Below are 26,498 nucleotides of genomic sequence, written 5' to 3'. Positions count from 1 at the left end.
GCAGCCTGCACTGCGGCAGGGATCGATTCGAGGAATATCGCCATCAACGCCCACGAATGCCCGCCCTCCCCTGTCAGGCTCCCTGCCGGCAGCGCCATGGGAGAGTTGCTGCGCGCCACGGATTGGTCACGCCACGAACTGGGACCGATGGAGAACTGGCCGCAAAGCCTGCGCTCGGCACTGTCGATCTGCCTGAGTTCGCGCTTTCCGATGGTGATCCGCTGGGGCAAGCGGCTGATCAATCTGTACAACGACGCGTATATCCCGGTGCTGGGGATGCGTCATCCCCATGCCTTCGGGCGTGCGGTGAGCGAGGTGTGGCCGGACGTGTGGCCCGCGTTGGCGGGCCAGGCCGAACAGGTGCTGGCGACCGGCGAATCGACCTGGAACGAGTACGTGCCGTTCGTGATGATGCGCAACGGCTACAGCGAAGACGTGTACTTCACTTTTTCCTACAGCCCGATCTTCGACGACGACGACGGCGTCGGCGGAGTGTTGTGCGTGTGCATCGAGGACACAAAGCGGATCAAGCTCGAGCGCGAGCGCGATGCGCTGCTGAAGGCGCTGGACGCGCAGCGCGCACAGATGACGGAAGCGTTCGAGCAGTCGCCGGCGGCGCTGGCGATCCTGCGCGGCTCGGATTACGTGGTCGAGCGCGTCAACCAACGGTACCAGCAACTGGTCGGCCCGCGCGATGTGGTCGGCAAGCCGTTGGCCGAGGCGATCCCGGAGACCCTGCAACAGGGCTTCATCGGACTGCTCAACAACGTCCGCGCCAGCGGCCAGGCGCTCGCCGGCAGGTCGATGACCTTCAACCTGCGCCGCACCCCGCAAGAGGCGGCGTCGGAGACGACGCTGGAATGCGTGTACCAGCCGATGGGTGACGCCGAGGGCAACGTTACCGGGGTGCTGATGCACGGCATCGATCGCACCGAGCAGGCGCGCGCGCAGGCCCACGACAGCTTCCTGCTGATGCTCGAGGATGCGCTGCAGAACCTGGACAGCGCCGAGGCGATCTGCGAAACCGGTGCCGCCTTGCTCGGCAAGCACCTGCATGCGAGCCGCTGCGCGTATGCAATCGTCGATCCCGACGAGGATGCATTCGACCTGCGCGCCGACTACGTCGATGGTGCGACGCATGTGATCGGCCGCTTCCGCTTCAGCGATTTCGGCAGCGACCTGCAGGAGTGCATGCGTGACAACCGGCCATGGGTGGTGCAGGACACCGAGGCCTATGCACCACCGATGCGCTTCGACGATCCCGGCTACCGGCGCCTGGGCGCGCGCGCGATCCTGACCGCACCGCTGCACAAGGCCGGCCGCCTGGTCGCCGCGATCGGCGTGCATCAGCTGCAGCCGCGGGCGTGGACCTCGGCGGAAATCGAACTGGTGCGGCTGGTCGCGGCGCGCTGCTGGGAGTCGATGGAGCGCGCCGGCGCGCAATCGGATCTGGCGCGCAGCGAGGCGCGCCTGCGCGAGCTAGCCGACGCGATGCCGCAGATCGTGTTCACCGCCACGGCCGATGGCAATGTCGACTATTTCAACCAGCGCTGGTACGAATACACCGGCCTGCCGGCCGGCGAGTCCGGCTACGAAAGCTGGCGCAAGGTGCACACCGAGCAAGGCCTGGCGCAGGCGATGCAGGCCTGGCCGGAAGCCGTGCGCAGCGGCCAGCCCTATGAGATCGAATATCCGCTGCGCCGCCACGATGGCAGCTATCGCTGGCATCTGGGCCGCGCTCTGCCGATCCGCGATGGCGACGGCCGGGTGGTGCGCTGGATCGGCACCAACACCGACATCCACGATCGTCGTGTGGTCGCGCAGCGCCTGCAGGAAAGCGAGCTGCGCTTCCGCACCCTGTGCGACAACGCGCCGGTGCTGATCTGGATGGCCAATGCCGATGGCGATTGCGAGTATGTCAGCCGCCAATGGTATCTGTTCACCGGGCAGACCGAGCAGGAGGCGTTGGGATCGGGCTGGATGGAGAAGATCCATGCCGACGACGTCGCTGCCGTGGGCGGCGTCCTGGCCCGCAGCGCCGCCGATCGCCGTGCGTTCACCATCGAGTACCGGCTGCGCCGCCACGACGGCGAGTATCGCTGGTGCGTGGACACCGCATCGCCGCGCTTCAGCGCCTCGGGGCAGTTCCTGGGCTTCATCGGTTCGCTGCTGGACATCGCCGAGCGCAAACGCATCGAGAACGCCACCGCCGCCGAGCGCGCGGCGCTGGAGATGATCACCACCGGCAGGCCGCTGAGCGCGGTGCTGGAAGCGATCGCGCGCGGCATCGAGGCGCAGAGCGACGTCGGCCTGCGCTGCACGATCATGCTGGTCGACGAGTTCCGCCAATACCTGCTGGAAGGCGCGGCGCCGAGCATGCCGGCGTCCTTCCGCAGAAGCATGCATCGCCTGCCGATCCGCAAGGACAGCGCCTGCTGCGGCCGCGCCGTGGCGCTGCGCCGGCAGGTGATCTGCAGCGACGTGCGTGCGGACGCGAACTGGCGCGAGTACCTGATGGCGGTGACCGAGGCGGACATCGTGGCCTGCTGCTCCACGCCGATCATGACCGGCGATGGCCAGGTGCTGGGCGTGGTCGCGCTGTATTACCCGTTCGTGCACTACCCCTCGGCGCACGAACAGGACCTGGCGCGCTCGGCGTCGCATCTGGCCGGCATCATCATCGAGCGCCGCGAGACCGACCAGCGCCTGCAGCAGTTGCTCTCGGCCGAGCAGAGCGCGCGCGGCGAAGCCGAGCGCGCCAGTCGGATGAAGGACGAGTTCCTGGCCACCCTGAGCCACGAGTTGCGTACCCCGCTCAACGCGATCCTCGGCTGGTCGCGGCTGATGCAGGGCGATGCGGTACGCGAGAAGGACCTGGCCAAGGGCCTGGAGGTGATCGAGCGCAGCGCCCATGCGCAAGCGCAGATCATCGACGACCTGCTCGACATGAGCGCCATCCTGTCCGGCAAGGTGCGTCTGGAGGTGGCCGAACTGGACCTGCGCGCGTTGCTCACCGGCGCGATCGACGCCGCCCGGCCCAGCGCCGAGAGCAAGGGCATCGACATCGCCCTGGCGCCGTCCACCGGCGATGCCGCCCTGCCCTATCTCGGCGATGCGGTGCGCCTGCAGCAGGTGCTGACCAACCTGATCGGCAACGCGATCAAGTTCACCCCCAGCGCGGGCGCGATCACCCTGGCATTGGACAGCAGCGCCACCCGCGTGCGCATCAGCGTCAGCGACAGCGGGGTCGGCATCGATGCGGGATTCCTGCCGCACGTGTTCGACCGTTTCCGCCAGGCCGATGCCAGCAGCACCCGCAGCGCCGGTGGGCTGGGCCTGGGCCTGGCGATCGCCAAGCAGCTGGCGGAAATGCATCACGGCCAGTTGTCGGTGAGCAGCGACGGGATCGGCATGGGCGCGACCTTCACCCTGCTGCTGCCGCGCAACGATCTGGCGGGTACGCGCCCGATGCGTCGCGGCGATGGCTGGGCGGCCATCCTTGCCCACGGCGGGATACGGCTGAACGGCCTGCGCGTGCTGGTGGTCGACGACGACATGGACTCGCGCGGCGTCACCCAGCGCTTCCTGCAGGAAGCCGGCGCGGTGGTGGAGGCCGCGGTCTGCGCCGACGACGCCGAGGCCCTGCTGCGCGAGCGCCCCTACGATCTGCTGGTCAGCGACGTGGGCATGCCGCACCGCGACGGGCACAGCCTGATCCGCAGCGTGCGTGCGCGCGGCGCCGGGGCGGTCAACCGCATCCCGGCGATCGCGCTGACGGCCTATGTGCGCACCGAAGATCGTTCACAGGCGCTGGATGCCGGCTTCAACGCGCACCTGGGCAAGCCGGTGGATCCGGTCAAGCTGGTCGCACTGGCCGCCTCGCTGACTCAGTCGCAGACTCCCCGCGAGCAGGATCCTAACGCGCGCGCCGCACCGGCCTGAACCGGCGCGGCGGCGCATCGCCGGGCGGGCGCCGTGGCCGCGGGGGCACAGCCGGCTCAGTCGCGCTTGGCGCGGGCGAAGGCGTCGGCCAAGGCGCTGTTCACTGGCGCTGCGGCCGGGCTGCGCTGCTTGCCGCCGCCGCCATTGCCGCCGCGCGCATCGCGCTCGCGGCGCGGCGCGCCGGGCATGGGGCGCCCGCCAGCGTCGCGATCACCCGCGCGCGTCGGCGCGGGCGCGTCGTCCAGGCGCCGGGTCAATGCGATGCGCTTGCGCGCCACATCCACTTCCAGCACCTTGACCTTGACGATGTCGCCGGCCTTGACCACCTCGCGCGGATCCTTGACGTAGCTGTCCGACAGCGCCGAGATGTGCACCAGCCCGTCCTGGTGCACACCGATGTCGACGAAGGCGCCGAACGCGGCGACGTTGCTGACCACGCCTTCCAGCACCATGCCCGGACTGAGGTGCTTGATGTCCTCCACGCCCTCGGCGAAGCGCGCCGCCTTGAATTCCGGGCGCGGATCGCGGCCCGGCTTCTCCAGCTCCTTGAGAATGTCGCGCACGGTCGGCACGCCGAACTTCTCGTCGATGAACTGGTCCGGCTCGAGCGCGCGCAGAAAGCCGCCGTCGCCGATCAGCGCCTTGATCGGCTTGCCCGTGGCGCCGACGATGCGCTCCACCACCGGGTACGCCTCCGGGTGCACCGCCGAGGCGTCCAGCGGCTCGTCGCCGTCGGCGATGCGCAGGAAGCCGGCGCATTGTTCGAAGGTCTTGTCGCCCAGCCGCGGCACCTTCATCAGGTCCTTGCGGCGCTTGAACGGGCCGTTGTCGTCGCGATGGCGCACGATGTTCTCGGCCACGCTGGCCGACAGTCCGGACACGCGCGACAGCAGCGCCGCCGAGGCGGTGTTGACATAGACGCCGACCGCGTTGACGCAGTCCTCTACGCGCGCATCCAGCGCCCGCGCCATGCGGTACTGGTCCACGTCGTGCTGGTACTGGCCCACGCCGATCGCCTTGGGCTCGATCTTGACCAGTTCCGCCAGCGGATCCTGCAGGCGCCGCGCGATCGACACGGCGCCGCGCAGCGACACGTCCAGCTGCGGGAACTCCTTGGCCGCGAACTCGGACGCCGAGTACACCGACGCGCCGGCCTCGCTGACCACGATCTTCTGCAGCTTCAGCTGCGGGTTCTGCCTGATCAGGTCGGCGGCGAGCTTGTCGCTCTCGCGGCTGGCGGTGCCGTTGCCGATCGCGATCAGCTCCACCCCATGCTGCGTGCACAGCCGTGCGAGGGTGTGCAGCGACTGGTCCCATTGCTTGCGCGGCTCGTGCGGATAGATGGTATCGGTGGCGAGCAGCTTGCCGGTGGCGTCGACCACCGCGATCTTGCAGCCGGTGCGGATGCCCGGATCCAGGCCCAGGGTCACCCGCGGACCGGCCGGCGCCGCCAGCATCAGATCCTGCAGGTTGTCGCCGAACACCGCGATCGCCTCCGCCTCGGCCTTCTCGCGCGCCTGGTTGAACAGGTCCAGCAGCAGGTGCATGTGCAGCTTGGCGCGCCAGGTCAGGCGGCACGCGTCGAGCAGCCAGCGGTCGCCGGGACGGCCCTGGTTGGCGATGCCGGCGCGCAGCGCGACGCGGCCTTCGGCGTACTGGTGGCCGGCCTCGGCGTCGCTGCCCGGGTCCAGTTCCAGGTAGACGACTTCCTCGCGGCGGGCGCGGAACAACGCCAGCAGCCGGTGCGAGGGAATCCTGGCCAATGCCTCGGCATGGTCGAAGTAGTCGCGGTACTTGGCGCCTTCCTGTTCCTTGCCCTCGGCCACGCGCGCGCGGATCACGCCGACCTCGCCGAGCCAGCCGCGCAGTTCGCCGACCAGCGCAGCGTCCTCGCCCCAGCGCTCCATCAGGATCGCACGCGCGCCTTCCAGCACCGCCTTGACGTCGGCAACGCCCTTGTCCGCATCGACGAAACAGGCCGCAGCCAGCTCCGGCGCCTGCGACGGATCGGCCAGCAGGCCGTCGGCCAGCGGTTCCAGCCCGGCTTCGCGGGCGATCTGCGCGCGAGTGCGCCGCTTCGGCTTGTACGGCAGGTACAGATCCTCGAGCCGCGACTTGGTGTCCGCAGCGGCGATCTCCGCGCGCAGTTCATCGCCGAGCTTGCCTTGCTCGGCGATGCTGGCCAGCACCGCGGCACGCCGCTCCTCCAGTTCGCGCAGGTAGGTCAGGCGGACTTCCAGGTTGCGCAGCTGGGTGTCGTCGAGGCCGCCGGTGACCTCCTTGCGGTAGCGCGCGATGAACGGAACGCTGGCACCTTCGTCGAGCAGGGCGATGGCGGCGCGGGCCTGGGCCGGCTGTGCGCCGATCTCGACGGCGATGGTGGTGGCGATCTGCTGGGCGAGCTGAGTGTCGTGCATTGCGTCCGGCCGGAGCCGCCTTGCGGGAAACCGCCATTTTCGCAGCGTGCCTGCCGTCGGGGAACCCGTTGACAGGCGGGCACCGACCTGTTTGCATCGGCGCGACGCAGCGGATCGCCACCGGCCCCGGCCGGGCGTCGCCGGTGCGGGGGGCACGCCACGCTCAAGGCGCGTAGTAGCTGTGCAGCCGTTCCGCCACGATATCGTCCTGCAGCGATTCAAGCGCCATGATCCGGACCCGACGATCACGCAGCGCGAGCACGCGCTCGACGTAGATTTCCGGCCCCGACGCGGTTTGCTTCATCGATTTGCTGAAACCGTAGGGCATCACGCCCTTCTCGCCATCCTTGCTGCCACCGATATACAGAACGACCGACATGACGCTTCCTCTGTTGGGAGTTCTCGAACTGGCGCGCAGCCTACACAGTGCGTCGTGAGAGCAATCTGCACGCAGGTTAATCGCGACTGTTTGCCTGCAGATGACGCGCATCCGCCTCACGCCGGCTTAACCGGACCTGCGCATTAGTCGCGCACCCCTTCGGTGGCGAACACGCATGGATCTCAAGAGCGGCTACCCCTTCTGGTCGGTACGCAACGGCCTGATGCAAGCCTTTCCGCAATTGCGCGGCGACCTGCGCTGCGACGTGGCGGTGGTCGGCGGCGGCATCACCGCGGCCTTGATCGCCGACGAGCTGGCGGCCCACGGCCATGACGTGGCGGTGCTGGAACAGCGCGACATCGGCTGGGGCAGCACCGCGGCCAGCACGGCGCTGCTGCAATACGAGATCGACACGCACATGCTCGACCTGGCCGAGCGCTACGGCGAGACCGCCGCCTCCCTCGCCTACCGCTCCTGCGCGCAGGCGCTGGAGCAGTTGCGCTCGCTGGTGCGGCCGCTGCGCGACGTCGACTTCGGCTGGAGCGACAGCCTGTACTACGCCAGTCGCCGCCGCCACGTGCGTGTGCTGCAGCAGGAACTGCAGTTGCGCGCACGCCATGGGCTGGAGGTGGAGTGGCTGGATACACAGGCGCTGCGCGCCGAGTACGGCGTCGCGGCGCACGGGGCGATCCTCAGCCGCCAGGCGGCGCGGGTAGATCCCTATCGCCTGACCTATCGCCTGCTCGGCCGCGCCCTCAAGCGCGGCGTCGGGGTCTACGACCGCACCCGCATCGAGCACATCCAGACCAACGGCCGCGGCGCCACGCTGCACACCGACCAGGGCGTGCAGGTGCGCGCCGGCCATGTGGTGATGGCGGCCGGCTACGCCAGCCAGGACTGGCTGGACCGGCGCGTGGCCAGGAACCGCAGCAGCTACGCCTTCGTCAGCGATCCGCTGGACGACGCGCAGCTCGGCGCGCTGAAGGACACCATGGTGTGGGAAAGCGCGCGCCCCTATCTGTACCTGCGCACCACCGGCAACGGGCGCATCGTCGCCGGCGGCGAGGACGACAGCGTGGACATCCCGGTGCGCCGCGATGCGCGCGTGGACAGCAAGGCCCGCAAGCTGTGCCGCAAGATCGCCAAGGCGCTGCCTAGCCTGGAACTGCAGCCGGCCTTCGCCTGGGGCGGCACCTTCGCCGAGACCGCCGACGGCCTGCCGTTCTTCGGTCCGCACCCGCAGCACGGACCGCGCATGCAGTTCGCGATGGCCTACGGCGGCAACGGCATCACCTACAGCATGCTCGGCGCGGACCTGTTGCGCGCGCAGATCGAGCGCCGCGCGCATCCGCTCAAGCAACTGTTCGGTTTCGCCCGGCTGGACTGAGACCCGTGCCGAGGCTCAACGCCGCCCCGGCCACCAGCCGTGGCCGTGCAAGGCATAGCGATCGGCGGCGCGCTCGAGCGGATTGCGCACGCTGACCCCGCCGCAGGCGAAGTACACCGGCAGGAACAACGGGCCCAGCAGCAGGTATTGCAGCACGTGCGCACGCTCGTGGTCGCCCAGGCGCACGTTCGGGTGCCGGCAGCGGCCGGCCGCATGCTCGTAGGTGGCGCAGACCACGTCCAGGTCGTCGCTGCTGGCCAGGATCACGTTGCCAAGGGTCAACGCACCGGCCGGTCCCCACGGAAAGCGCTCGAACACCAGCGCCAGGTCGCGCCAGCCGACCCGCACGCGCGCGCCGAACGCCAGGCCGGCAAGCCCGGCGACCAGCCCGAGCAGCGTATTGGGCGAGGTCCACAGCGCGCCCAGCACGCAACCGGCCAGACGCAGCGCGCTCGCCGGCCCGGTCAATCGGCTTGGTTGGGGATCAGCAGCCACAGGATCAGGTAGACCAGGATGCCGGGGAATGCGGCCGAGGCGATCGAGCCCACCACGTAGACCACGCGCAGCAGCGTTGCGCTCCAGCCGAAGCGGTGCGCGATGCCGCCGATCACGCCGGCGATCATGCGGTCGTTGAGCGAGCGCGACAGCGTAGGGGTGGGCTGGGACATGGCGACGGCTCCTGCGGCGAATGCGCGCTCAGTGTGAGTGCGGCGCCGCGGACGCAGCGTGACGGCGCAGCGCGGCCAGTCGCTGCGCGAACCAGGCGGCCGCGTCCTGTTCGGGCTGACCCGGACAGGCCACCCGGTAGGGCTGCCCACTGACGCTGCTGCGGCTGGCGCCGCGCTCGATGAACTGCTCCGCGCTGGCGGCCAGGTCGCGCTGGCGCAGGTAGTCGTACTTGCGCTGCAGATGCGCCCTGGCCTGCGCGCCGGAGTACCAGCTGCCGTTGCGCTGGAACCGGCATGGCGATGCCTGCAGGGCCGCCAGCAGGCTCCGGATCTCGCGCGCGGCGGCCTGCGCCGGCACGGCCACGGCCGCCATGGCGGCCACCACGCCGGCGCAGGCCAGGCCGAAGGCCATCAGCCGCATGCCGCGCCGGCGCCGCAGTGGCGGACGCCGCGCACCGCGCTCATTGGCCGCCATCGCGCTCGCCCAGCCAGCGGTGCAGCGCCGCCGGCACTTCGCGCTGCGCGCGGCCGGACACGTAGATGCCGATGTGGCCGCCGCGGAAACCGAGTTCGGCATAGTCGTCGCTGCCGACCAGGCCGCGCAGCGCCCGCGACGCGTCCGGCGGCACCAGGTGGTCCTGTTCGGCGTAGATGTTCAGCACCGGCATGTCGACCCGGGCCAGGTCCACGGCGTGCGCGCCGATGCACGCACGGCCATGCACCAGCGCATTGTCCTGGTAGAACTGCTTGACGAAATCGCGGAACGTCTCGCCGGCCAGGTCCGGCGAATCGAAGATCCATTTTTCCATGCGCAGGAAGTCTTCCAGGGCGCGCGGATCGTCGAGGATGTCCAGCAGCCCCACGTACTTCTGCAAATTCAGCCGGAACGGCTTGAGCATCAAGTAGCTGGCGTTCATCAGGTCCGCCGGCACGTTGCCCAGCGTGTCCACGAACAGGTCCACATCGACCTGCCGCACCCAGTTGGAGAGCATGTTGTCCGGGGTGTGGAAATCCACCGGCGTGACCATGGTGACCAGGTTGCGGATCTTCTCCGGCTGCAGCGCCGCATAGCACAGCGAGAAGGTGCCGCCCTGGCAGATGCCGAGCACGTTGACCGGTGCGCCGGCACCGGCATCGCGCAAGTGGTCGACCGCGCCATCGAGGTAGCGCAGCAGATAGTCTTCCAGGCTCAGGTAGCGCTCGGAGCGGTCCGGATAGCCCCAATCCAGCACGTACACGTCCTCGCCCAGCGCCAGCAGGCCCTGCACCAGCGAGCGGTCGGCGTGCAGGTCGACCATGTACGGGCGGTTGACCAGCGCATAGACGATCAGCAGCGGCACCTTCGCGCTGGGAGGGCGTTCGCCCACGAAGCGGTACAGCACCACCTTGCCGTCGCGCCACACTTCCTGCCGCTCGGTGGCGCCGTACTGCACCTCGTCCAGCCCCGGCAGCACGTGCAGCCCCTGCAGCAGCTTGCGCTGCATTTCCAGGGTTTCCTGCAGCAGGTCGTCGCTGCTGAAGCTCAACGGCCCTTTCATGCGCGGCTCCGACGCGGCGCCATGCCCGGCTTGCCGCGCGCCGGCTTGGCGACGGCATCGGCGGGCGGCGTGGATTTGGAGGCGGCGCGCGCCGCGGGTGCCTGCGCAGCGCCCAGCCCCGCATTCGCTGCCGGCTGTGTCGATGCGGGCGCAGCGGGCGCGGCAGGCCTGGGGCGCGGCCGTGGGCGCGCCGCCGACGCAGCGGCGCCGGCCGCCGACGCACCGCGCTCCAGCCGCCGCAGCCGTCGCTCCAGGTCGGCGATGTGCCGATGCGCCGCATCCAGTTCGGTGCGGGTCGGCAGGCCGAGCTGCTCGCACAACTGTTCGGTTTCGCGCTGCAACAGCGCGCGCAGGCGCATCTGCGCGTTGGCGAAGCCGGCATAGACCTGGCGGAACTCTTCCGACAGTGCGGAAGCGGCATACGCCTCTTCGGCCGCGTCGATCCACAGATCGAACATCGCCCGCGCATTGGTCAGCTGGCGGCTGGGATCCTCGTGCTCGCGCAGCTTGGCCTCGAACACCTCGAAGGCGCGATCGATCGCGCCCTGCAACTGGCCCATATAGGCCTGCAGTTGCGCCTGGTATTCCTGTTGGGCCTTGGCCAGCGCGCGCCAGCGCGCGTGGTGGTTGCGGCCCGGGCCGAAGCCCGGCATCTGCAACCACGGTCCGCTGTCGCGCTGCCAACCCTGCAGCCATTGCGCCGCCTGTTGCAGCCACGGATCCACGCCGGCCTGGCCGGCGCCGCGCACGGCGCCGAGCAACCAGCGCAGCATCTGTTCGCGCTGGCCCTGCACCTGCTGCTTCCAGGCGTCGGCCACGTCCGCGCTGCTGGCATCGCGGCCGGCGAACTGGGCGGCCACCTGCTGCATCGCACCGAACCAGTCGCCGGCCTGCTGCTGCAGGTGCGCCATCGCGTCCTCGGTGTGCGGCCCTGTCCCACGCGGCAGCCATTGCGCCCAGCTGGCGATCGTCTCCCGCCACGCGTCGCCGCCGCCATCCCCCACGGGCGGCGCAGCGAGCACGGCGCCGCCGTGGCGCAGGGCTTCGCTCCAGGCGCGCCAGTACTGCCGCGCCAACGCCTCGAAATCGCCGGCACCGATGCCGCCGCTAGCCTTCATCGCCACCCTCCCAGGTCAGACGGGGATGATAGCAACCCGCGCCCGCTCAGGGCTTGGGAATGCGCAGGGTCTTGCTGACCATCAGCGAACCGGACAGCGCGAACAGCAGCACCAGCGGATGCAGCAACCATGGCCCCAGCCGCCATTCGCCCCACCACAACGCGTCGCCGAGACGGCCCAGATGCGCGGCCACCGAGAGCACGATCACCAGCGCCAGGCTGCTGGGGATCGGCGTGCCCTCGAAATACGGCACCTTGTCGCCGTCGCCGGCCAGCTGCTCGGCGGTCACGTTGTAGCGTGCCAGGCGGCTGACCCCGCAGCACACGAAGAAGCTCAACACCAGCCAGTCCCAGCCGCCCTGCATACCGCAGGCATAGGCCAGCGACGCCGGGGCCACGCCGAAGGAGATCACGTCGGCCAGCGAATCCAGTTCGCGGCCGAGCGTGGACGAGGACTTGCGCCAGCGCGCCACGCGCCCGTCCAGTGCGTCGAACACGAACGCCAGCGGGATCAGCGCCATGCCGATCAGCAGGTCGCTGCGTCGGCCCTCCTGCAGGAACCGCATCGACGCGAATATCGCACCGGTGCCGCAGAAGGCGTTGGCCAGGGTGAACCAATCGGCCAACTGGAATTCGCGCAGCATGGAAAAGTGGCGTTTCATCGGCATAGGGTGGCGGGTCCGGGATGAGAACGGTGCGACAAGGACAGGGTAGCGTGGCATCTGTGCACTGGCGAGCACGGCCGCCGGGCCGCCACGAGACGCTGTTACGCTGCGCACTTTCCCCACAGGTGCTCGCCATGCAGACCATCCTGATCACCGGCGCCGCCAGCGGCATCGGCGCCGGCATCGCCCGCGAACTGGCCACCGGCGGCCGCCATATCGTCGTCAGCGACCTGGAGGCGGGTGCGGCCGCCACGGTAGCCGCGCAACTGCGCGAGGCCGGCGGCTCGGCCGAGGCGGTGGCGCTGGACGTGGCCAGCGACGCCAGCATCGGCGCCGCACTGGCGGCGCTGTCGCGGCCGGTGGATGTGCTGGTCAACAACGCCGGGCTGCAGCACGTGGCGCCGCTGCAGGAGTTCCCGATGAGCAAGTGGGGCCTGCTGGTCGAGGTGATGCTGACCGGCGTGGCGCGCCTGTCCCAGGCGCTGCTGCCGGGCATGCGCGCGCGCGGCTTCGGCCGCATCGTCAACATCGGCAGCATCCACTCGCTGGTCGCCAGCCCCTACAAGAGCGCCTACGTCGCCGCCAAGCACGGCCTGGTCGGGTTCTCCAAGGCGATCGCGCTGGAGACCGCCGATACCGACATCACCATCAACACGCTCTGCCCCAGCTACGTGAAGACGCCGCTGGTGGACAGGCAGATCGCCGACCAGGCGCGCACCCGCGGCATTTCCGAGGCCGACGTGATCGCGCAGGTGATGCTCAAGCCGATGCCCAAAGGCGTGTTCATCGACTACGACGAACTGGCCGGCTGCGTCGCGTTCCTGGCCTCGCCGGCGGCGCGCAACATCACCGCGCAGACCATCGCGATCGACGGCGGCTGGACCGCACAGTAGCGGCGCGGTGCGGGCGGCGAAGCCGGCGTGCGCCGCACGGATACTTGTCGGCGGCGCATTTTTCGCCAGCATGGCCGCGACCGTTGCGGCGCAATGCGGCCACGGCCTTCTCCACAGACTTCCACCGATTCCATCCACACCCATTGTGGAGAATCGCACAGGAACTGGTGAATCTTTCGCCAGCGGCGGCCGGCGGGCCCCGGGCTTGTGCGGCATCGATCCACAGCGCGTGTGGACAAGCGGGCGCGGACGCGCAGCGCTCAGACCCGCGAATAGCGCCACGACAGCATGCGCCCGTCGCGATACGGCATCACCCCATGGAACGGACGCGGGTCGGCGTCGAACACCAGGGGCAGGAAGTGGCGGTCGCCCTCCCACAGCGGCAGCGACTGCATGTCCGCCACCGGCACCCAGGCCAGCGTGCCCTCGGCGTTCTCGGCGAAGGGTTCGCCGCTATAGACGCTGATCAGGAACAGGAAACCCAGCCAGTCCTCGCCGTGCTTGCCGAAGCCGGGCCAGCTGATGGTGCCGCGCAGCCGCAGCGCGTCGCATTCGATGCCGGCCTCCTCGCGGATCTCGCGGCGCATGCCGTGCAGCACGTCCTCGTCCGCCTCGACCTTGCCGCCCAGGCCGTTGTACTTGCCCAGGTGGTGGTCGCCGGGCCGCGCGTTGCGATGGATCAGCAACACCTTGGACCGGTCCGGAGACAGCACGTAGCCCAGGGTGGCGACGATCGGGGTGTATGGCATGCGGCGTTCTGGCAAGTCGGCGGGTGCGCAGTATGCCGCATCCGGCGCAGGCCGCGCCTAGGGCGCCGGCGTTGCCGCGGCCGCGCTACAGCGGCGCGGCCGGCTTCAGCGTGGCCACGCCGTGGCCGCGCTCGGCCAGGTACTCCAGCCACTTGCTGAGGAAGGTGTTCATGCGCATGCGGTGGCTGATCAGTTCCGCCGGCGGCGGGTACAGCCCCATCACGTCCTGCCAGCGGCGGCCGACGTAGCAATGCGTGGTCTCGGCCTGGCGTGCGTCGCGGTACAGGCGCACATAGGCCGACGGGTCCGGCTCGCCGGTGAGCGGGTCGCACAGGTCGTAGGTGATGCGCAGTTCCACCGTATAGCGGTGGTGCTCGATCACGTCCAGGCGCAGGTCCAGCCCGTCGCCGATCGAGGACAGGTAGGTGCCGACGGTCAGGTCCGACGGCACGAACAGGCGATTGAGGTGGACGTAGTTCTCGGCGTACAGACCCATCAGCCAGCCGAATCGGCTGAGCCGGGGGATGCGTTCGCTGCGGGTCAGGGCGTGTTGCATGGCGCCGATGCTACACGCTGCAACGAGCGAGCGGCAGCATTGACGGATCGCCCGCGCAGGCCTATCTTGGAAATCTCCGCACGGTGGCGGTCACGCCTTCCTTGCGCGCATGTCGCGCCAGGCGCCGGGGACATCGCGTCAGAACATCTCGCGCTGCAGGCCCAGCGTGGCCAGTACCTTGCTGGAAATCTCCTCGATCGAGGTATGCGTGGTGCTCTGGATCGGGATCCGCTCCATCCTGAACATGGTCTCGGCCGCGGATACCTCGCGCCGGCAGGTCTCCAGGTTGGAATAGCGCGAATTCGGCCGCCGTTCCTGGCGGATCTGCTGCAACCGGTCCGGATCGATGGTCAGCCCGAACAGCTTGCTGCGGTAGGGACGCAGCCGCGGCGGCAGGCGGTCGTGCTGCAGATCCTCCTCGGTCAGCGGATAGTTGGCCGCGCGCACGCCGTAGTGCAGTGCCAGGTAGATGCAGGTCGGCGTCTTGCCGGCACGCGAGACGGCGACCAGGATCAGGTCGGCCTCGTCGTAGTTGATCGCAATGCCGTCGTCGTGGGTCAGCGCGAAATTCATCGCGTTGATGCGGCGGTGGTAGGTCTCGAAATCGACCAGACCGTGCGCCTGCCCGACCCGCGCGTGACGCGGCGCGTTCAACTCGCGCTCCAGCGGTTCGATGAAGGGCGCGAACACGTCGAGCATCAAGGCGCCGCTTTCGGCCAGCAGCATGCTCAGCTGCGGGTCGACGCAGGAGTTGACCACGATCGGCCGCACCTGGTACCGCTCGCCCGCGGCATGGATCCGCTGTGCCGCCTCGCGCGCTTTTTCCGGATCGTCTACGAACGACATGCGATCGGTGACGAAGCTGAAACCGCTGAACTGGGTGAGCAGGCTATGCCCGATGGTTTCAGCGGTGATACCGGTTCCATCGGACACGTAGAACACCGGGCGGATCATCGACATTGCCTGGATTCTCCTTGCTGAAACCCAACGGATGCGCCCGCTCAAGCTTGTGCCGACTCGGGTGCGCACTGCATGATATCGGCTTCTTCCCCCACGGACGCGGCCACCCAGCCCGCTTCGGGCGATGGCCCAACGGAGCATCGCGCTTGAACGACAACATCCTTTGGTTGCACGAGTTGCGCCTGACCGACCTGGCTCGCGTCGGTGGCAAGAACTCCTCCCTCGGCGAAATGATCGGCAACCTGTCAGGACTCGGCGTCTCGGTGCCAGGCGGCTTCGCCACCACCGCCGAAGCATTCAAGGCGTTCGTCGCCCACAACGACCTCTATCAGCGCATCTTCGACAAGCTGGAAACGCTCGACGTGGAAGACGTGGGCGCGCTGACCGCAGCCGGCAAGGAAATCCGCGGCTGGGTCACCGAGGCGCCGCTGCAGCCGGAGCTGGACCAGGCGATCCGCCAGGCCTACGCGCAGCTGTGCGAGCACAACGGCAGCGGCGAGGTGGCCGTGGCCGTGCGCTCCTCGGCCACCGCCGAGGACCTGCCCGACGCCTCGTTCGCCGGCCAGCAGGAGACCTTCCTCAACGTGACCGGCGCCGACGCGGTGCTGCACAAGGTCAAGGAAGTCTTCGCCAGCCTGTACAACGACCGCGCCATCGCCTACCGCGTGCACCACGGTTTCAAGCACGAGGACGTGTTCCTGTCGGCCGGCGTGCAGCTGATGGTGCGCTCCGGCGTCGGCGCCGCCGGCGTGCTGTTCACCCTGGACACCGAGTCCGGTTTCCGCGACGTGGTGTTCGTCACCTCCAGCTTCGGTCTCGGCGAGATGGTCGTGCAGGGCGCGGTCAACCCGGACGAGTACTACGTGTACAAGCCCACCCTGACGGCCGGCAAGCCGGCGATCCTGCGGCGCTCGCTCGGCAGCAAGGCGATCCGCATGGTGTACTCGGATGCGCCCGGCGAGCGCGTGCGCATCGAGGACACCCCGGCCGAGCTGCGCGCCACCTTCTCGATCAGCGACGAGGACGTACAGGAACTGTCCAGGCAGGCGCTGGTCATCGAGAAGCACTACGGCCGCCCGATGGACATCGAGTGGGCCAAGGACGGCGTCAGCGGCAAGCTGTTCATCGTCCAGGCGCGTCCGGAGACGGTGAAGTCGCGCAGCCATGCCACCCAGATCGAACGCTTCGCGCTGGACCGCAAGGGCGCCAAGGTCCTGGCCGAGGGCCGCGCCGTGGGCGCCAAGATCGGCGCCGGCGTCGCCCGCGTGGTGCGCTCGCTCGACGACATGAACCGGGTGCAGCCCGGCGACGTCCTGATCGCCGACATGACCGACCCCGACTGGGAGCCGGTGATGAAGCGTGCCTCGGCGATCGTGACCAACCGCGGCGGCCGCACCTGCCACGCGGCAATCATCGCCCGCGAGCTCGGGGTGCCGGCGGTGGTCGGTTCCGGCAACGCCACCGAGGTGATCGGCGACGGCCAGGAAGTGACGGTCAGCTGCGCCGAGGGCGACACCGGCTTCATCTACGAAGGGCGGCTGCCGTTCGAGCGCACCACCACGGACCTGGGCAACATGCCGCCGGCGCCGCTGAAGATCATGATGAACGTCGCCAACCCGGAGCGCGCGTTCGACTTCGGCCAGTTGCCCAACGCCGGCATCGGCCTGGCCCGGCTGGAGATGATCATCGCCAGCCACATCGGCATCCACCCCAACGCGCTGCTGGAGTACGACAAGCAGGACGCCGACACCCGCAAGAAGATCGACGCCAAGATCGCCGGCTACGCCGACCCGGTCAGCTTCTACGTCAACCGCCTGGCCGAGGGCATCGCCACCCTCACCGCCTCGGTCGCGCCCAACACCGTGATCGTGCGCCTGTCCGACTTCAAGTCGAACGAGTACGCCAACCTGATCGGCGGGCCGAACTACGAGCCGCACGAGGAGAACCCGATGATCGGCTTCCGCGGCGCCAGCCGCTACGTCGATCCCTCGTTCGCCGCCGCCTTCGCGCTCGAGTGCCAGGCGGTGCTGAAGGTGCGCGACGAGATGGGCCTGGACAACCTGTGGGTGATGATCCCGTTCGTGCGCACGCTCGAGGAAGGCCGCAAGGTGATCGAGGTGCTGGAGCAGAACGGCCTGCGCCGGGGCGAGCGCGCCGACGGAAAGCCGGGCCTGAAGATCATCATGATGTGCGAGGTGCCGTCCAACGCGCTGCTCGCCGACCAGTTCCTGGACATCTTCGACGGCTTCTCGATCGGCTCCAACGACCTGACCCAGCTGACCCTGGGCCTGGACCGCGACTCTTCGATCGTCGCGCACCTGTTCGACGAGCGCAATCCGGCGGTGAAGAAGCTGCTGTCGCTGGCGATCAAGGCCGCCCGCGCCAAGGGCAAGTACGTCGGCATCTGCGGCCAGGGCCCATCGGACCATCCGGACCTGGCCGAATGGCTGATGCAGGAAGGCATCGAGTCGGTGTCGCTCAATCCCGATACGGTGGTCGATACCTGGCTGCGCCTGGCCAAGCTGAAGAGCGAAGCCTGATGGGGGTTGTCGCCACCTTGCTGGCCACCGCGGCCGGCACCGCCGCGGCCGCTCCGGCGGCCGCGCAGTCACGCCCCCTGCGCTGGAGCGAAGTCGACTGGGCGCAGATCCTGCTGAACTGGGGCGTGGCGCTGATCATCCTGGTCGTCGGGATGTGGCTCGCCAAGCGCCTGAGCCTGTGGCTGCAGCGTGCGCTGGTCCGTGCGCGCGTGGAAACCACGCTCAGCAATTTCCTGCGCAACGTCGCCTATGCGCTGCTGTTGGTGCTGGTGTTCGTGTCCGCCCTGCAGAAGATCGGCGTGCCGCCGACGTCGCTGTTCGCGGTGCTCGGCGCCGCCGGCCTGGCCGTGGGCCTGGCGCTGAAGGACTCGCTGTCCAATATCGCCTCGGGCGTGATGCTGATCGTGTTGCGGCCGATGCGCGACGGCGACCACGTGGTGGTCGCCGGGCAGGAAGGCGTCGTCGACGAGATCCGGATCTTCCAGACCCGCATCCGCACCTTCGACGAGCGCATGGTCACCCTGCCCAACAGCACCATCACCACTGCGCCGATCGTCAACTACAGCACCTTGCCCACCCGGCGCCTGGAGATCACCGTCGGCGTCGGTTACGGCGACGACCTGAAAAAGGCCCAGCGGTTGCTGCTGCAGATCGCCCAGCAAAACCCGAGCATCCTGCCGACGCCGGCGCCGTTCGTGCAGGTCACCAACCTGGGCGAGAGCACGGTGGACCTGATGTTGTTCGCCTACACCAAGAACGGCGATTTCGGCGCGGCCAAGAGCGCCACCCTGGAACAGATCCGCGACCAGCTGCTGGAGAACGGCCTCAGCATTCCCTACCCGCAACGCGATCTACACGTATATCACCACGACGCCAACGGCCGTCCCATCGCCGATCTGCTGCTGCAGGGCGCGACCGACGACGACGAGACCACGCCGGGGCCGCCGCTGGCGCGCTTGACCAGGCCATCGCGCGGGGCCGCGGACGGGCCGCGCGGCGTGGCTCAGCGCGTGGCGCCGCCCTGCCCGCCCAGCGCACCCATGAACGGGCGGTAGTAGCGCAGTTCGTCGATCGAGTCGTGCACGTCGCTGAGAGCGGTATGCGAGGACGTCTTGTTCAGTCCCGATGCGATCGCCGGCGCCCAGCGACGCGCCAGCTCCTTCAGCGTGGACACGTCCAGGTTGCGGTAATGGAAGAAGCCTTCCAAGCGTGGCATCTGCCGGTGCAGGAAGCGCCGGTCCTGACAGATCGAGTTGCCACACATCGGCGAGGTGCCGGCCTTGCACCACTGCGCCAGGAACGCCATGGTCTGAGCCTCGGCCTGAGCCACGGCGACCTTGCTGTCGAGCACGCGCTGCCACAGCCCGGAATGGCGGTGCTGGTTGCGGTTCCACTCGTCCATCGCCTGCAGCGTCTGCAGCGGATGCGCGATGGCGAACTCCGGGCCCTCGGCCAGTACGTTGAGCTGCGCATCGGTGACCACCGTAGCGATCTCGATGATCGAATCCTTGTCGGTATCCAACCCGGTCATTTCCAGATCGATCCAGATCAGACGATCGCTGTCCACGTGCGGCTCCGCCATATCACCTTCCAGTCGTTTGCGGCGGCGCTGCCGGCGCGGGGTTTCGTATCGGCCTTGCATGATACCGCGCGTGACGCAGCGACTGCAGGCCCGGCGGCCGCAAGCCCACCCGTTCAACCGCCGAGCAGCGGCTTGCCGCGCTTGGCGCGGAAATAGTTGGTCAGGCGCAGCCCAGCCGGCGCCGCCAGGACGCCGCCGCGCACCAGCACGCGGTGGTTGTGGCGCGGATCGGCGAGCAGGTCGAACACGCTGCCGCAGGCGCCGGTCTTCGGATCGGCGGCGGCATAGACCAACTGCGCCACGCGCGCATGCACCACCGCCATCGCGCACATCGCGCACGGCTCCAGGGTCACGTACAGGGTGCTGCCGACCAGGCGGTGGTTGCCGAGCCGGCGCCCGGCCTGGCGCAGCGCCACGATCTCGGCGTGCGCGCTGGGATCGTGCTCGGCGATGTTGAGGTTCCAGCCCTCGCCCAGCACCTCATCCTCGGCCGAGACCAGCACCGCACCGACCGGAATCTCGCCGAACTCGCGCGCGGCGCGGTCGGCCAGGGCGAGCGCGTGCAGCATCCAGCGCTCGTGGCGCGCGGAGATCTGCCCGTCGCCGTTCATCGCGCCGCGCCGTGTTTGCGCACGAACTCGGCGAACACCGCCAGCGTGGCTTCGCTGACATGGTGCTCGATGCCTTCGGCATCGCGCCGCGCAATGTCCGGGTCGATGCCCAGCGCCAGCAGGAACTGCTCCACGGTCTGGTGCCGCTGCCGGCTGGCCGCCGCCAGCGCCTCGCCCTCGGCGGTCAGGAACACGCCGCGATACGGCCGCTGCGCCACCCATCCGCCCTTGACCAGGCGCTTGAGCATCTTCGCCACGGTCGGCTGGGCCACGCCCAGGCGCGCGGCGATGTCCACCTGCCGCGCCTCGCCGCCGTCGGCCAGCAGGTCGGAGATCAGCTCCACATAGTCCTCGATCAGCTCCAGCCGGTGCGCCTCGCGCACCTGGCGGAAGCTTTCGACCTGCACTTCGGCGTCGAGCAGCGCCGCTCCTGGCACCGTCAACTTTCCGCTTTTCTGCATCGCAACGCCCTTGTCAGGTGCCGGCGAACGCCGACCGGTGCCTATTCTGGCCGAAATCGCGCCTATCGCAGCGATCGGATTTGCAGATGCTTAATATAATAGCAATTGCTATATAATCGAACGCACCCCTCCCCACGTCCTCCCGCAATGGCCACTCCCCTGCCGCTGTCCGATCCCCATGCCGCGCCGCCCCCTTCGGGTGGCCCGCCGCGGCGCAGCCTCGGGCGAATAAACGGCAGCGTCGCCGTGCCCAGCGGCGGCCTCGGCTGGCGCCGTTTCCTTGCATTCCTCGGGCCGGGCTACATGGTCTCGGTGGGCTACATGGATCCAGGCAACTGGGCCACCGACATTGCCGGCGGCTCGCACTTCGGCTATTTGCTGCTGTCGGTGATCCTGTTGTCGAACCTGATGGCGATCGTGCTGCAGGGCCTGGCGGCGCGGCTGGGCATCGCCACCGGCCGCGACCTGGCGCAGGCCTGCCGCGAGCATTACGCGCGACCGGTCAATATCCTGCTGTGGCTGGCCTGCGAGACGGCGATCGTGGCCTGCGACCTGGCCGAGGTGATCGGCACCGCGATCGCGCTGAAGCTGCTGTTCGGCATCCCGCTGGCCCTGGGTGCGATCATCACCGCGATCGACGCGCTGCTGGTGCTGTACCTGATGCGGCGCGGCTTCCGTACCCTTGAAGCCTTCGTGATCGCGCTGCTGATGGTGATCTTCGCCTGTTTCGTGGTGCAGATCGTGCTGGCCGCACCACCGCTGCGCGAGGTGCTGGCCGGCTTCGTCCCGCGCGCCGAGGTGGTGACCAACCCGGCCGCGCTGTACCTGGCGATCGGCATCATCGGCGCCACGGTGATGCCGCACAACCTCTATCTGCATTCGTCGATCGTGCAGACCAGGGCCTACGAACGCAGCGACAGCGGCCGCCGCTCGGCGCTGCGCTGGGCGCTGGCCGACAGCATCATCGCGCTGAGCCTGGCGCTGTTCGTCAACGCTGCGATCCTGGTGCTGGCCGCCACGGTGTTCCATGCGCACGGCCGCACCGACGTGGAGGAAATCGAACAGGCCTACGAACTGCTGGCGCCGATGCTCGGCATCGGCCTGGCCTCGACCCTGTTCGCGGTGGCGCTGCTGGCCTCGGGGATCAATTCCACGGTGACCGCGACGCTGGCCGGGCAGATCGTGATGGAGGGCTTCCTCAACCTGTGCATCCCGGCCTGGGCACGGCGTCTGCTGACCCGCGGCCTGGCGATCGTGCCGGTAGTGGTGGTGACTTGGATGTACGGCGAGCAAGGCACCGCCAAGCTGCTGGTGCTGAGCCAGGTGCTGCTGTCGATGCAGTTGCCGTTCGCTGTGATCCCGCTGGTGCGCTTCGTCGCCGACAAACGCAAGATGGGCGCGCTGGGCGCGCCACGCTGGCTGGTGTGGCTGTCGTGGGCGATCGCCGCCCTGATCGTGGCGCTGAACGTGAAGCTGCTCGCCGCCACCCTGCTGCACTGAGCCGGCGCGCCCCCGGCCGCCGTATGCGCCGCGCGCCTGTGCTGCAAACGGCGACCCGGGTCGCCTGGTAGCCCAGCTGAAGCAGCATTTCGTCGACCATTGCGGCCACTTCTGGGCACCTCTAAAAACCGCCCTGTTTTGGCATCATAAAGGCCTGAAAGAACAGCCGAGGCCCTGCGATGATCCGCTTGTTTGCCGGACATCAGCGCGAGTCCAAGCGCCAGCAGAGGGGCGATCGGCTGGCGCTGGAACTTGCGCCATATCGACTTTGCGGCGATCGCCCAGGCGGTGGACGCGAAGCTGACCCTGGGAACGGGTCGGCGTGGCGGCCGTCCGGCCTGGCCGACGGGGGCATGGCCAAGCTGGAGGCGCGGGTGCTCAATCGCACGCTCCAGCACCTGCCCCGCGACGGCTCGAGACATTGGAGCCGCCGCGAACTGGCTGCCGAGCTAGGGGGATGTGGCGTTCTCCGCCGTGCAGCGCATCTGGCGCAAGCACGGCGTGCGTCCACTCCGGCTGGATCCCCATAGGGTGTCCAACGACCCGGGCTTGGAGACCGAGGTGGCCGACGTGATCGGGCTTACCTGGAGCCACGCGCGCATGCTGCCGTGTTCTGCGTCGACGAGAAGACCGCCATCCAGGTGCTGGACCGCAAGGACCGGATGCTGCCGCTGTCAACCGGACGCGCCCAGGGCCACGGCTTTGAGAACCAGCGCAACGGTCCGCTCAGCCTGTTTGCGGCACTGAACACGGCCACCGGCCAGGTGCTGGGCAAGACGGAGGCGCGTCACATCCGCGAGCAGTTCGTCAACTTCCTCGACGACATTGTCCTGAGCCAGCCGAGGCACCACGAGATCCACGTCATCTGCGACAACCTCGGCAGTCAGCAGACACCGCTGCTCCACGCCTTTCCGACCAAGCGTCCTCGCGTTCATATGCATGACACCCCAACGTCCCCGTCCACCCGAAGCCCTCGACGTGGACATATGCCGATCCCAATCAACGCTTCACATCCGATTCTTCGGATTCAGTGCACTAGGGATCGAACAGCTTGCCCGGGTTGAGCAGCCCGGCCGGATCGAACACGCGCTTGACCGCGCGCATCAGCGCGATCTCCTCGGCGCTGCGGGTGCTGTCCAGATACGGCTTCTTGACCAGGCCGATGCCGTGTTCGGCGGAGATGCTGCCGCCATGCTCGGCCAGCACCTGCGCCAGCAGCTTGGTGACCTGCTCGCAGGCGGCGATGAAATCCGCGTCGGCGGCGGCGTCAGGCTTGAGCACGTTGATGTGCAGGTTGCCGTCGCCGATATGGCCGAACCAGACCACGTCGAACTGCGGGTAGGCCGCGCCAAGCAGCGCCTGGGTCTGCGCCAGGAACGCCGGCATCGCCGAGATCCGCACCGACACGTCGTTCTTGTACGGCGTGTAGCGCGCCACCGCCTCGGTGATGCCTTCGCGCAGGCGCCACAGCTGCGCCGCCTGCGCATCGCTCTGGCTGATCACCCCGTCCAGCACCCAGCCCTGCTCCATGCAGGTCTCGAACGCGGCCAGCGCCGCGGCTTCCTGCGCCTCGTCGCCGCTGGCGTATTCGGTGACCACGTAGTACGGATAGACCGTATCGAACGGCGCCTGCGCGCCATGCGCCAGCACGTGCTGCAGGGCGCGGTCGGTGAAGAATTCGAACGCCTCCAGTTGCAGGCGGCTGCGGAACGCGGCGAACACCTGCATCAGCACTTCGAACGAGGGCAGCGCCAGCAGCATCACGTTGCTCGGCGGCGGCGGATCGGTCAGCCGCAGCGTGGCCTCCACGACGATGCCGAGCGTGCCTTCCGAGCCGATCAGCAGCTGGCGGAAATCGTAGCCGCTGGAATTCTTGATCAGCCCGCGGTTGAGGTCGAGCAGCTCGCCGCTGCCGGTGACCACTTTGAGCCCGGCGATCCATTCGCGGGTATTGCCGTAGCGGATCACGCGGATGCCGCCGGCGTTGGTGGCGATGTTGCCGCCGATCGAACAGGAGCCGCGCGCGGCGAAATCCACCGGATACACCAGCCCGTGCTCGCGCGCCGCGTTGTGCACCGCCTCCAGCGGCATGCCGGCCTGCACGGTGAGGTTGCGGTCGACCGCATCGAACGCCAGCGCCTTGTTCATCCGCTCCAGGCTCAGCACCAGTTCGCCGTGCGCGGCCACCGCCCCGCCGGACAGGCCGGTGCGGCCGCCGGAGGGCACCACCGCCGCCGCATGGGCGTTGGCCCAGCGCAGCACCGCCTGCACTTCGTCCACCGTCGCTGGCAGCGCGATCGCCAACGGCGCCGGCGTCCAGCGCCGGGTCCAGTCGCGGCCGTAGTGCTCCAGATCGGCGGGATCGGTCTTCAGGCGCAGTCCGGGGACGGCGTGCGTAAGGGCGTCCAGGCGCGGGTCGGTCATCGGTTCGGAGGTCGGGCGAAGGCAAGCGTTCAAGCCTGCCAGCGTTGCGCGGCGGCGTCCAGTTGGGCGCGGGACTGGGGACTGGGGACTGGGGACTGGGGACTGGGGACTCGGAAGAGCGACGGTCTGCAGCATGAAGCCAAGCGGCACGGTCAGACGCACGCTTCCTCCGAGTCCGGAGTCCCCTGTCCCGAACGGATGCAACTGAAACCTTTGCCAGCGATGCGCTCGCGCTGCCCCGGCGTCCTATTGCGGCGCACCAAAGCGCGGACGCATCTGGCATAGTGACCGACCCTTTCGCCTCGCCGTGTCGTCGCAATGTCGCCCAAGAGAACCTCGTTTCCGAAGCAGGATATCCGCGTGTTGTTGCTCGAAGGCATCAGCCAGACCGCCATCGACGTGTTCCGCGCCGCCGGGTACTCGCAGATCGAACTGCACGCCAAGTCGCTGCCGGAAGAGGAACTGAAGGCACGCATCGCCGAGGCGCACATCGTCGGCATCCGCTCGCGCACCCAGCTCAGCGCCGAGGTGCTGGCGCAGGCCAAGCGCCTGATCGCGGTCGGCTGCTTCTGCATCGGCACCAACCAGGTGGACCTGGACGCGGCCGAGCTGGCCGGCATCCCGGTGTTCAACGCGCCCTACTCCAACACCCGCAGCGTTGCCGAGCTGGTCATCGCCGAGGCGATCCTGCTGCTGCGCGGCATTCCGCAGAAGAACGCCGAATGCCACCGCGGCGGCTGGTCGAAGTCGGCCGCCGGCAGCCACGAGACCCGCGGCAAGGTGCTGGGCATCGTCGGCTACGGACATATCGGCACCCAGGTCGGGGTGCTGGCCGAATCGCTGGGCATGCAGGTGATCTTCCACGACATCGAGGCCAAGCTGTCGCTGGGCAACGCGCGCGCGGCGACCGACCTGGACGACCTGCTGGCGCGCGCGGACGTGGTGACCTTGCACGTGCCGGAAACCGCAGCGACCAAGGACATGATCGGCGCGGCGCAGATCGCGCAGATGAAGCCCGGCGCGCACCTGATCAACGCCTCGCGCGGCACGGTGATCGACATCGCCGCGCTGGACGCGGCGCTGCGCTCCGGCCACATCGGCGGCGCGGCCGTGGATGTGTTCCCGGTCGAGCCAAAGGGCAACGGCGACCTGTTCGAATCGCCGCTGGCCGCGCACGACAACGTGATCCTGACCCCGCACGTGGGCGGCAGCACGCTGGAGGCGCAGGACAACATCGGCGTCGAAGTGGCCGCCAAGCTGGTGCGCTACAGCGACAACGGCAGCACCCTGTCGGCGGTGAACTTCCCCGAGGTCACCCTGCCCGAGCATGCCCAGAGCCTGCGCCTGCTGCACATCCACCGCAACGTGCCGGGCGTGCTGTCGCAGATCAACGAACTGTTCTCGCGCCACAACGTCAACATCGACGGCCAGTTCCTGCGCACCGACCCCAAGGTCGGCTACGTGGTGATCGACGTCGCCGCCAGCGAGGCACTGGCGGCGGTGCTGAAGGACGAGCTGGGACAGATCGCCGGGACCTTGCGGACGCGGATTCTCTACTGAGCGGACTGGGGACTGGGGACTGGGGACTCGGAAGAGCGGCGGCGCTGGCGAGTCCGTTCTCCAACTGCGATCGGGCCTGGATTGATTGCGGTGGCGCAAACACGCGAAATGCTCGAATAAGGGCGGAAATGCAGATCACGCAACCTACGCTCTTCCGGGTCCCGGGTCCCCAGTCCCGCCATCACCACTCTCCGGGCTGCAGCTCGCCGCGCAGCCCTTCGCTCAACAGATAGTCATCGGCCTTCAGGTACCACCGCTCCGGGCCGGTGGCGACCGCCTCCATGTACAGGCCGCCGCGGTCCTCGCGCGGCGGGCGCTGCACACGGACGATCGCCACGCCATGCGGCGGCCCGCTCAACGCCAGCAGCGCACGTTGCACGGTGCGCGCCAGTTCGACCGACTCCATCCGGTCGTCGACCGGGCGGAATGCCAGGCGGTAGGTGAACGACGCAGCGGCGCGGGACATGGGCAGGGACAGGCAACGGGCACCCAAGGGTGCCCCATCCCGCCATGCCCGCCCAGCCAGCGGCGCACGCCCAGTACCCGGAC

Annotated in this window: 23 protein-coding genes and 1 pseudogene; 8 read left to right on the top strand and 16 right to left on the bottom strand. The window is 68.8% G+C overall.

Features of this window, described 5'->3' with window-relative positions:
• Positions 1 to 96 precede the first annotated feature (96 nt).
• The gene (locus G4Q83_RS07850) at positions 97 to 3,942 is read left to right on the top strand and encodes a PAS domain S-box protein (RefSeq protein ID WP_246432319.1); all 3,846 of its coding nucleotides are present in this window, start codon (positions 97 to 99) and stop codon (positions 3,940 to 3,942) included.
• A gap of 56 nt (positions 3,943 to 3,998) precedes the next feature.
• Here the strand turns inward: G4Q83_RS07850 and G4Q83_RS07845 are convergent, their stop codons facing one another.
• Complete coding sequence (locus G4Q83_RS07845; protein WP_128420069.1) at positions 3,999 to 6,359, bottom strand: Tex family protein; 2,361 nt, start codon at positions 6,357 to 6,359, stop codon at positions 3,999 to 4,001.
• Between the two features lie 163 nt (positions 6,360 to 6,522).
• Positions 6,523 to 6,738: a hypothetical protein gene (locus G4Q83_RS07840; protein ID WP_128420070.1), complete on the bottom strand. Its 216-nt coding sequence runs from the start codon at positions 6,736 to 6,738 to the stop codon at positions 6,523 to 6,525.
• A 175-nt stretch (positions 6,739 to 6,913) separates the two neighbouring features.
• Here G4Q83_RS07840 and G4Q83_RS07835 point away from each other — a divergent pair, with 175 nt between their 5' ends.
• The gene (locus tag G4Q83_RS07835) at positions 6,914 to 8,125 is read left to right on the top strand and encodes an NAD(P)/FAD-dependent oxidoreductase (protein WP_128420071.1); all 1,212 of its coding nucleotides are present in this window, start codon (positions 6,914 to 6,916) and stop codon (positions 8,123 to 8,125) included.
• A 15-nt stretch (positions 8,126 to 8,140) separates the two neighbouring features.
• On the opposite strand, the gene G4Q83_RS07830 is transcribed toward G4Q83_RS07835, so the two are convergent.
• Genes G4Q83_RS07830 through G4Q83_RS07805 form a run of 6 tightly spaced genes read right to left on the bottom strand, consistent with a single transcriptional unit; the run spans position 8,141 to position 12,110 of the window.
• Positions 8,141 to 8,593 (bottom strand): hypothetical protein, encoded by a 453-nt coding sequence (locus G4Q83_RS07830; protein WP_128420072.1) that lies wholly within the window; start codon positions 8,591 to 8,593, stop codon positions 8,141 to 8,143.
• Positions 8,590 to 8,793 carry a PspC domain-containing protein gene (locus G4Q83_RS07825; protein WP_128420073.1) on the bottom strand — a complete coding sequence of 68 codons (204 nt, stop codon included), beginning with the start codon at positions 8,791 to 8,793 and terminating at the stop codon, positions 8,590 to 8,592. Before G4Q83_RS07825 ends, G4Q83_RS07830 begins: the two co-directional genes overlap by 4 nt.
• A gap of 28 nt (positions 8,794 to 8,821) precedes the next feature.
• The gene (locus G4Q83_RS07820; RefSeq protein WP_386273474.1) at positions 8,822 to 9,214 is read right to left on the bottom strand and encodes a YfeK family protein; all 393 of its coding nucleotides are present in this window, start codon (positions 9,212 to 9,214) and stop codon (positions 8,822 to 8,824) included.
• 40 nt (positions 9,215 to 9,254) lie between these two features.
• Positions 9,255 to 10,331, bottom strand: coding sequence for a class III poly(R)-hydroxyalkanoic acid synthase subunit PhaC (locus G4Q83_RS07815; protein ID WP_128420074.1), 1,077 nt, complete (start codon positions 10,329 to 10,331; stop codon positions 9,255 to 9,257).
• Positions 10,328 to 11,449 (bottom strand): class III poly(R)-hydroxyalkanoic acid synthase subunit PhaE, encoded by a 1,122-nt coding sequence (phaE, locus tag G4Q83_RS07810; protein WP_128420075.1) that lies wholly within the window; start codon positions 11,447 to 11,449, stop codon positions 10,328 to 10,330. The genes G4Q83_RS07815 and phaE overlap by 4 nt, the downstream gene beginning before the upstream one ends.
• A 46-nt stretch (positions 11,450 to 11,495) precedes the next feature.
• Positions 11,496 to 12,110 carry a CDP-alcohol phosphatidyltransferase family protein gene (locus tag G4Q83_RS07805; RefSeq protein ID WP_128420076.1) on the bottom strand — a complete coding sequence of 205 codons (615 nt, stop codon included), beginning with the start codon at positions 12,108 to 12,110 and terminating at the stop codon, positions 11,496 to 11,498.
• A gap of 137 nt (positions 12,111 to 12,247) precedes the next feature.
• Between G4Q83_RS07805 and G4Q83_RS07800 the strand changes: the two genes are divergently transcribed.
• The gene (locus tag G4Q83_RS07800) at positions 12,248 to 13,006 is read left to right on the top strand and encodes a 3-hydroxybutyrate dehydrogenase (RefSeq protein WP_128420077.1); all 759 of its coding nucleotides are present in this window, start codon (positions 12,248 to 12,250) and stop codon (positions 13,004 to 13,006) included.
• 260 nt (positions 13,007 to 13,266) lie between these two features.
• On the opposite strand, the gene G4Q83_RS07795 is transcribed toward G4Q83_RS07800, so the two are convergent.
• The 3 genes from G4Q83_RS07795 to ppsR form a co-directional block, all read right to left on the bottom strand.
• Positions 13,267 to 13,755: an NUDIX hydrolase gene (locus G4Q83_RS07795; protein ID WP_128420078.1), complete on the bottom strand. Its 489-nt coding sequence runs from the start codon at positions 13,753 to 13,755 to the stop codon at positions 13,267 to 13,269.
• Positions 13,756 to 13,840: 85 nt separating this feature from the next.
• Positions 13,841 to 14,311: a DUF1249 domain-containing protein gene (locus tag G4Q83_RS07790; RefSeq protein WP_128420079.1), complete on the bottom strand. Its 471-nt coding sequence runs from the start codon at positions 14,309 to 14,311 to the stop codon at positions 13,841 to 13,843.
• Between the two features lie 138 nt (positions 14,312 to 14,449).
• Complete coding sequence (ppsR, locus tag G4Q83_RS07785) at positions 14,450 to 15,271, bottom strand: posphoenolpyruvate synthetase regulatory kinase/phosphorylase PpsR (protein ID WP_128420080.1); 822 nt, start codon at positions 15,269 to 15,271, stop codon at positions 14,450 to 14,452.
• Positions 15,272 to 15,417: 146 nt separating this feature from the next.
• Between ppsR and ppsA the strand changes: the two genes are divergently transcribed.
• Together ppsA and G4Q83_RS07775 are read left to right on the top strand one after the other, a co-directional pair.
• Complete coding sequence (gene ppsA / locus G4Q83_RS07780) at positions 15,418 to 17,811, top strand: phosphoenolpyruvate synthase (RefSeq protein WP_128420081.1); 2,394 nt, start codon at positions 15,418 to 15,420, stop codon at positions 17,809 to 17,811.
• Positions 17,811 to 18,767, top strand: a pseudogene (locus G4Q83_RS07775) (mechanosensitive ion channel family protein); the annotation flags it as partial. The gene ppsA and the pseudogene G4Q83_RS07775, both read left to right, overlap by 1 nt.
• 47 nt (positions 18,768 to 18,814) lie before the next feature.
• Here the strand turns inward: G4Q83_RS07775 and orn are convergent.
• The 3 genes from orn to mntR form a co-directional block, all read right to left on the bottom strand.
• A complete protein-coding gene (orn, locus tag G4Q83_RS07770; RefSeq protein WP_128420083.1) occupies positions 18,815 to 19,393 on the bottom strand; it encodes an oligoribonuclease in 579 nt (192 codons plus the stop codon).
• Between the two features lie 113 nt (positions 19,394 to 19,506).
• A complete protein-coding gene (gene tadA, locus G4Q83_RS07765; protein WP_128420084.1) occupies positions 19,507 to 20,004 on the bottom strand; it encodes a tRNA adenosine(34) deaminase TadA in 498 nt (165 codons plus the stop codon).
• Positions 20,001 to 20,465 carry a manganese-binding transcriptional regulator MntR gene (gene mntR, locus G4Q83_RS07760; RefSeq protein WP_128420085.1) on the bottom strand — a complete coding sequence of 155 codons (465 nt, stop codon included), beginning with the start codon at positions 20,463 to 20,465 and terminating at the stop codon, positions 20,001 to 20,003. Before mntR ends, tadA begins: the two co-directional genes overlap by 4 nt.
• 147 nt (positions 20,466 to 20,612) lie before the next feature.
• On the opposite strand from mntR, the gene G4Q83_RS07755 reads away from it, so the two are divergent.
• Together G4Q83_RS07755 and G4Q83_RS22545 are read left to right on the top strand one after the other, a co-directional pair.
• Positions 20,613 to 21,965: an Nramp family divalent metal transporter gene (locus G4Q83_RS07755; protein ID WP_128420086.1), complete on the top strand. Its 1,353-nt coding sequence runs from the start codon at positions 20,613 to 20,615 to the stop codon at positions 21,963 to 21,965.
• 608 nt (positions 21,966 to 22,573) lie between these two features.
• Complete coding sequence (locus tag G4Q83_RS22545; protein ID WP_211288288.1) at positions 22,574 to 23,029, top strand: transposase; 456 nt, start codon at positions 22,574 to 22,576, stop codon at positions 23,027 to 23,029.
• On the opposite strand, the gene G4Q83_RS07745 is transcribed toward G4Q83_RS22545, so the two are convergent.
• Positions 23,001 to 24,389, bottom strand: coding sequence for an FAD-binding oxidoreductase (locus G4Q83_RS07745; protein ID WP_128420087.1), 1,389 nt, complete (start codon positions 24,387 to 24,389; stop codon positions 23,001 to 23,003). The two genes, G4Q83_RS22545 and G4Q83_RS07745, sit on opposite strands and share 29 nt — an antisense overlap.
• Positions 24,390 to 24,707: 318 nt before the next feature.
• On the opposite strand from G4Q83_RS07745, the gene serA reads away from it, so the two are divergent.
• Positions 24,708 to 25,949: a phosphoglycerate dehydrogenase gene (serA, locus tag G4Q83_RS07740; RefSeq protein WP_128420088.1), complete on the top strand. Its 1,242-nt coding sequence runs from the start codon at positions 24,708 to 24,710 to the stop codon at positions 25,947 to 25,949.
• 181 nt (positions 25,950 to 26,130) lie between these two features.
• Here the strand turns inward: serA and G4Q83_RS07735 are convergent, their stop codons facing one another.
• Entirely contained in the window at positions 26,131 to 26,415 is a 285-nt protein-coding gene (locus G4Q83_RS07735) for a hypothetical protein (RefSeq protein ID WP_170069157.1), read from the bottom strand.
• Positions 26,416 to 26,498 lie beyond the last annotated feature (83 nt).

The organism is Xanthomonas theicola (genome assembly GCF_014236795.1).
GTDB lineage: Bacteria > Pseudomonadota > Gammaproteobacteria > Xanthomonadales > Xanthomonadaceae > Xanthomonas_A > Xanthomonas_A theicola.
The sequence above is the reverse complement of the archived record's forward strand: the minus strand, read 5'-3'. Positions and strand labels throughout refer to the sequence as shown.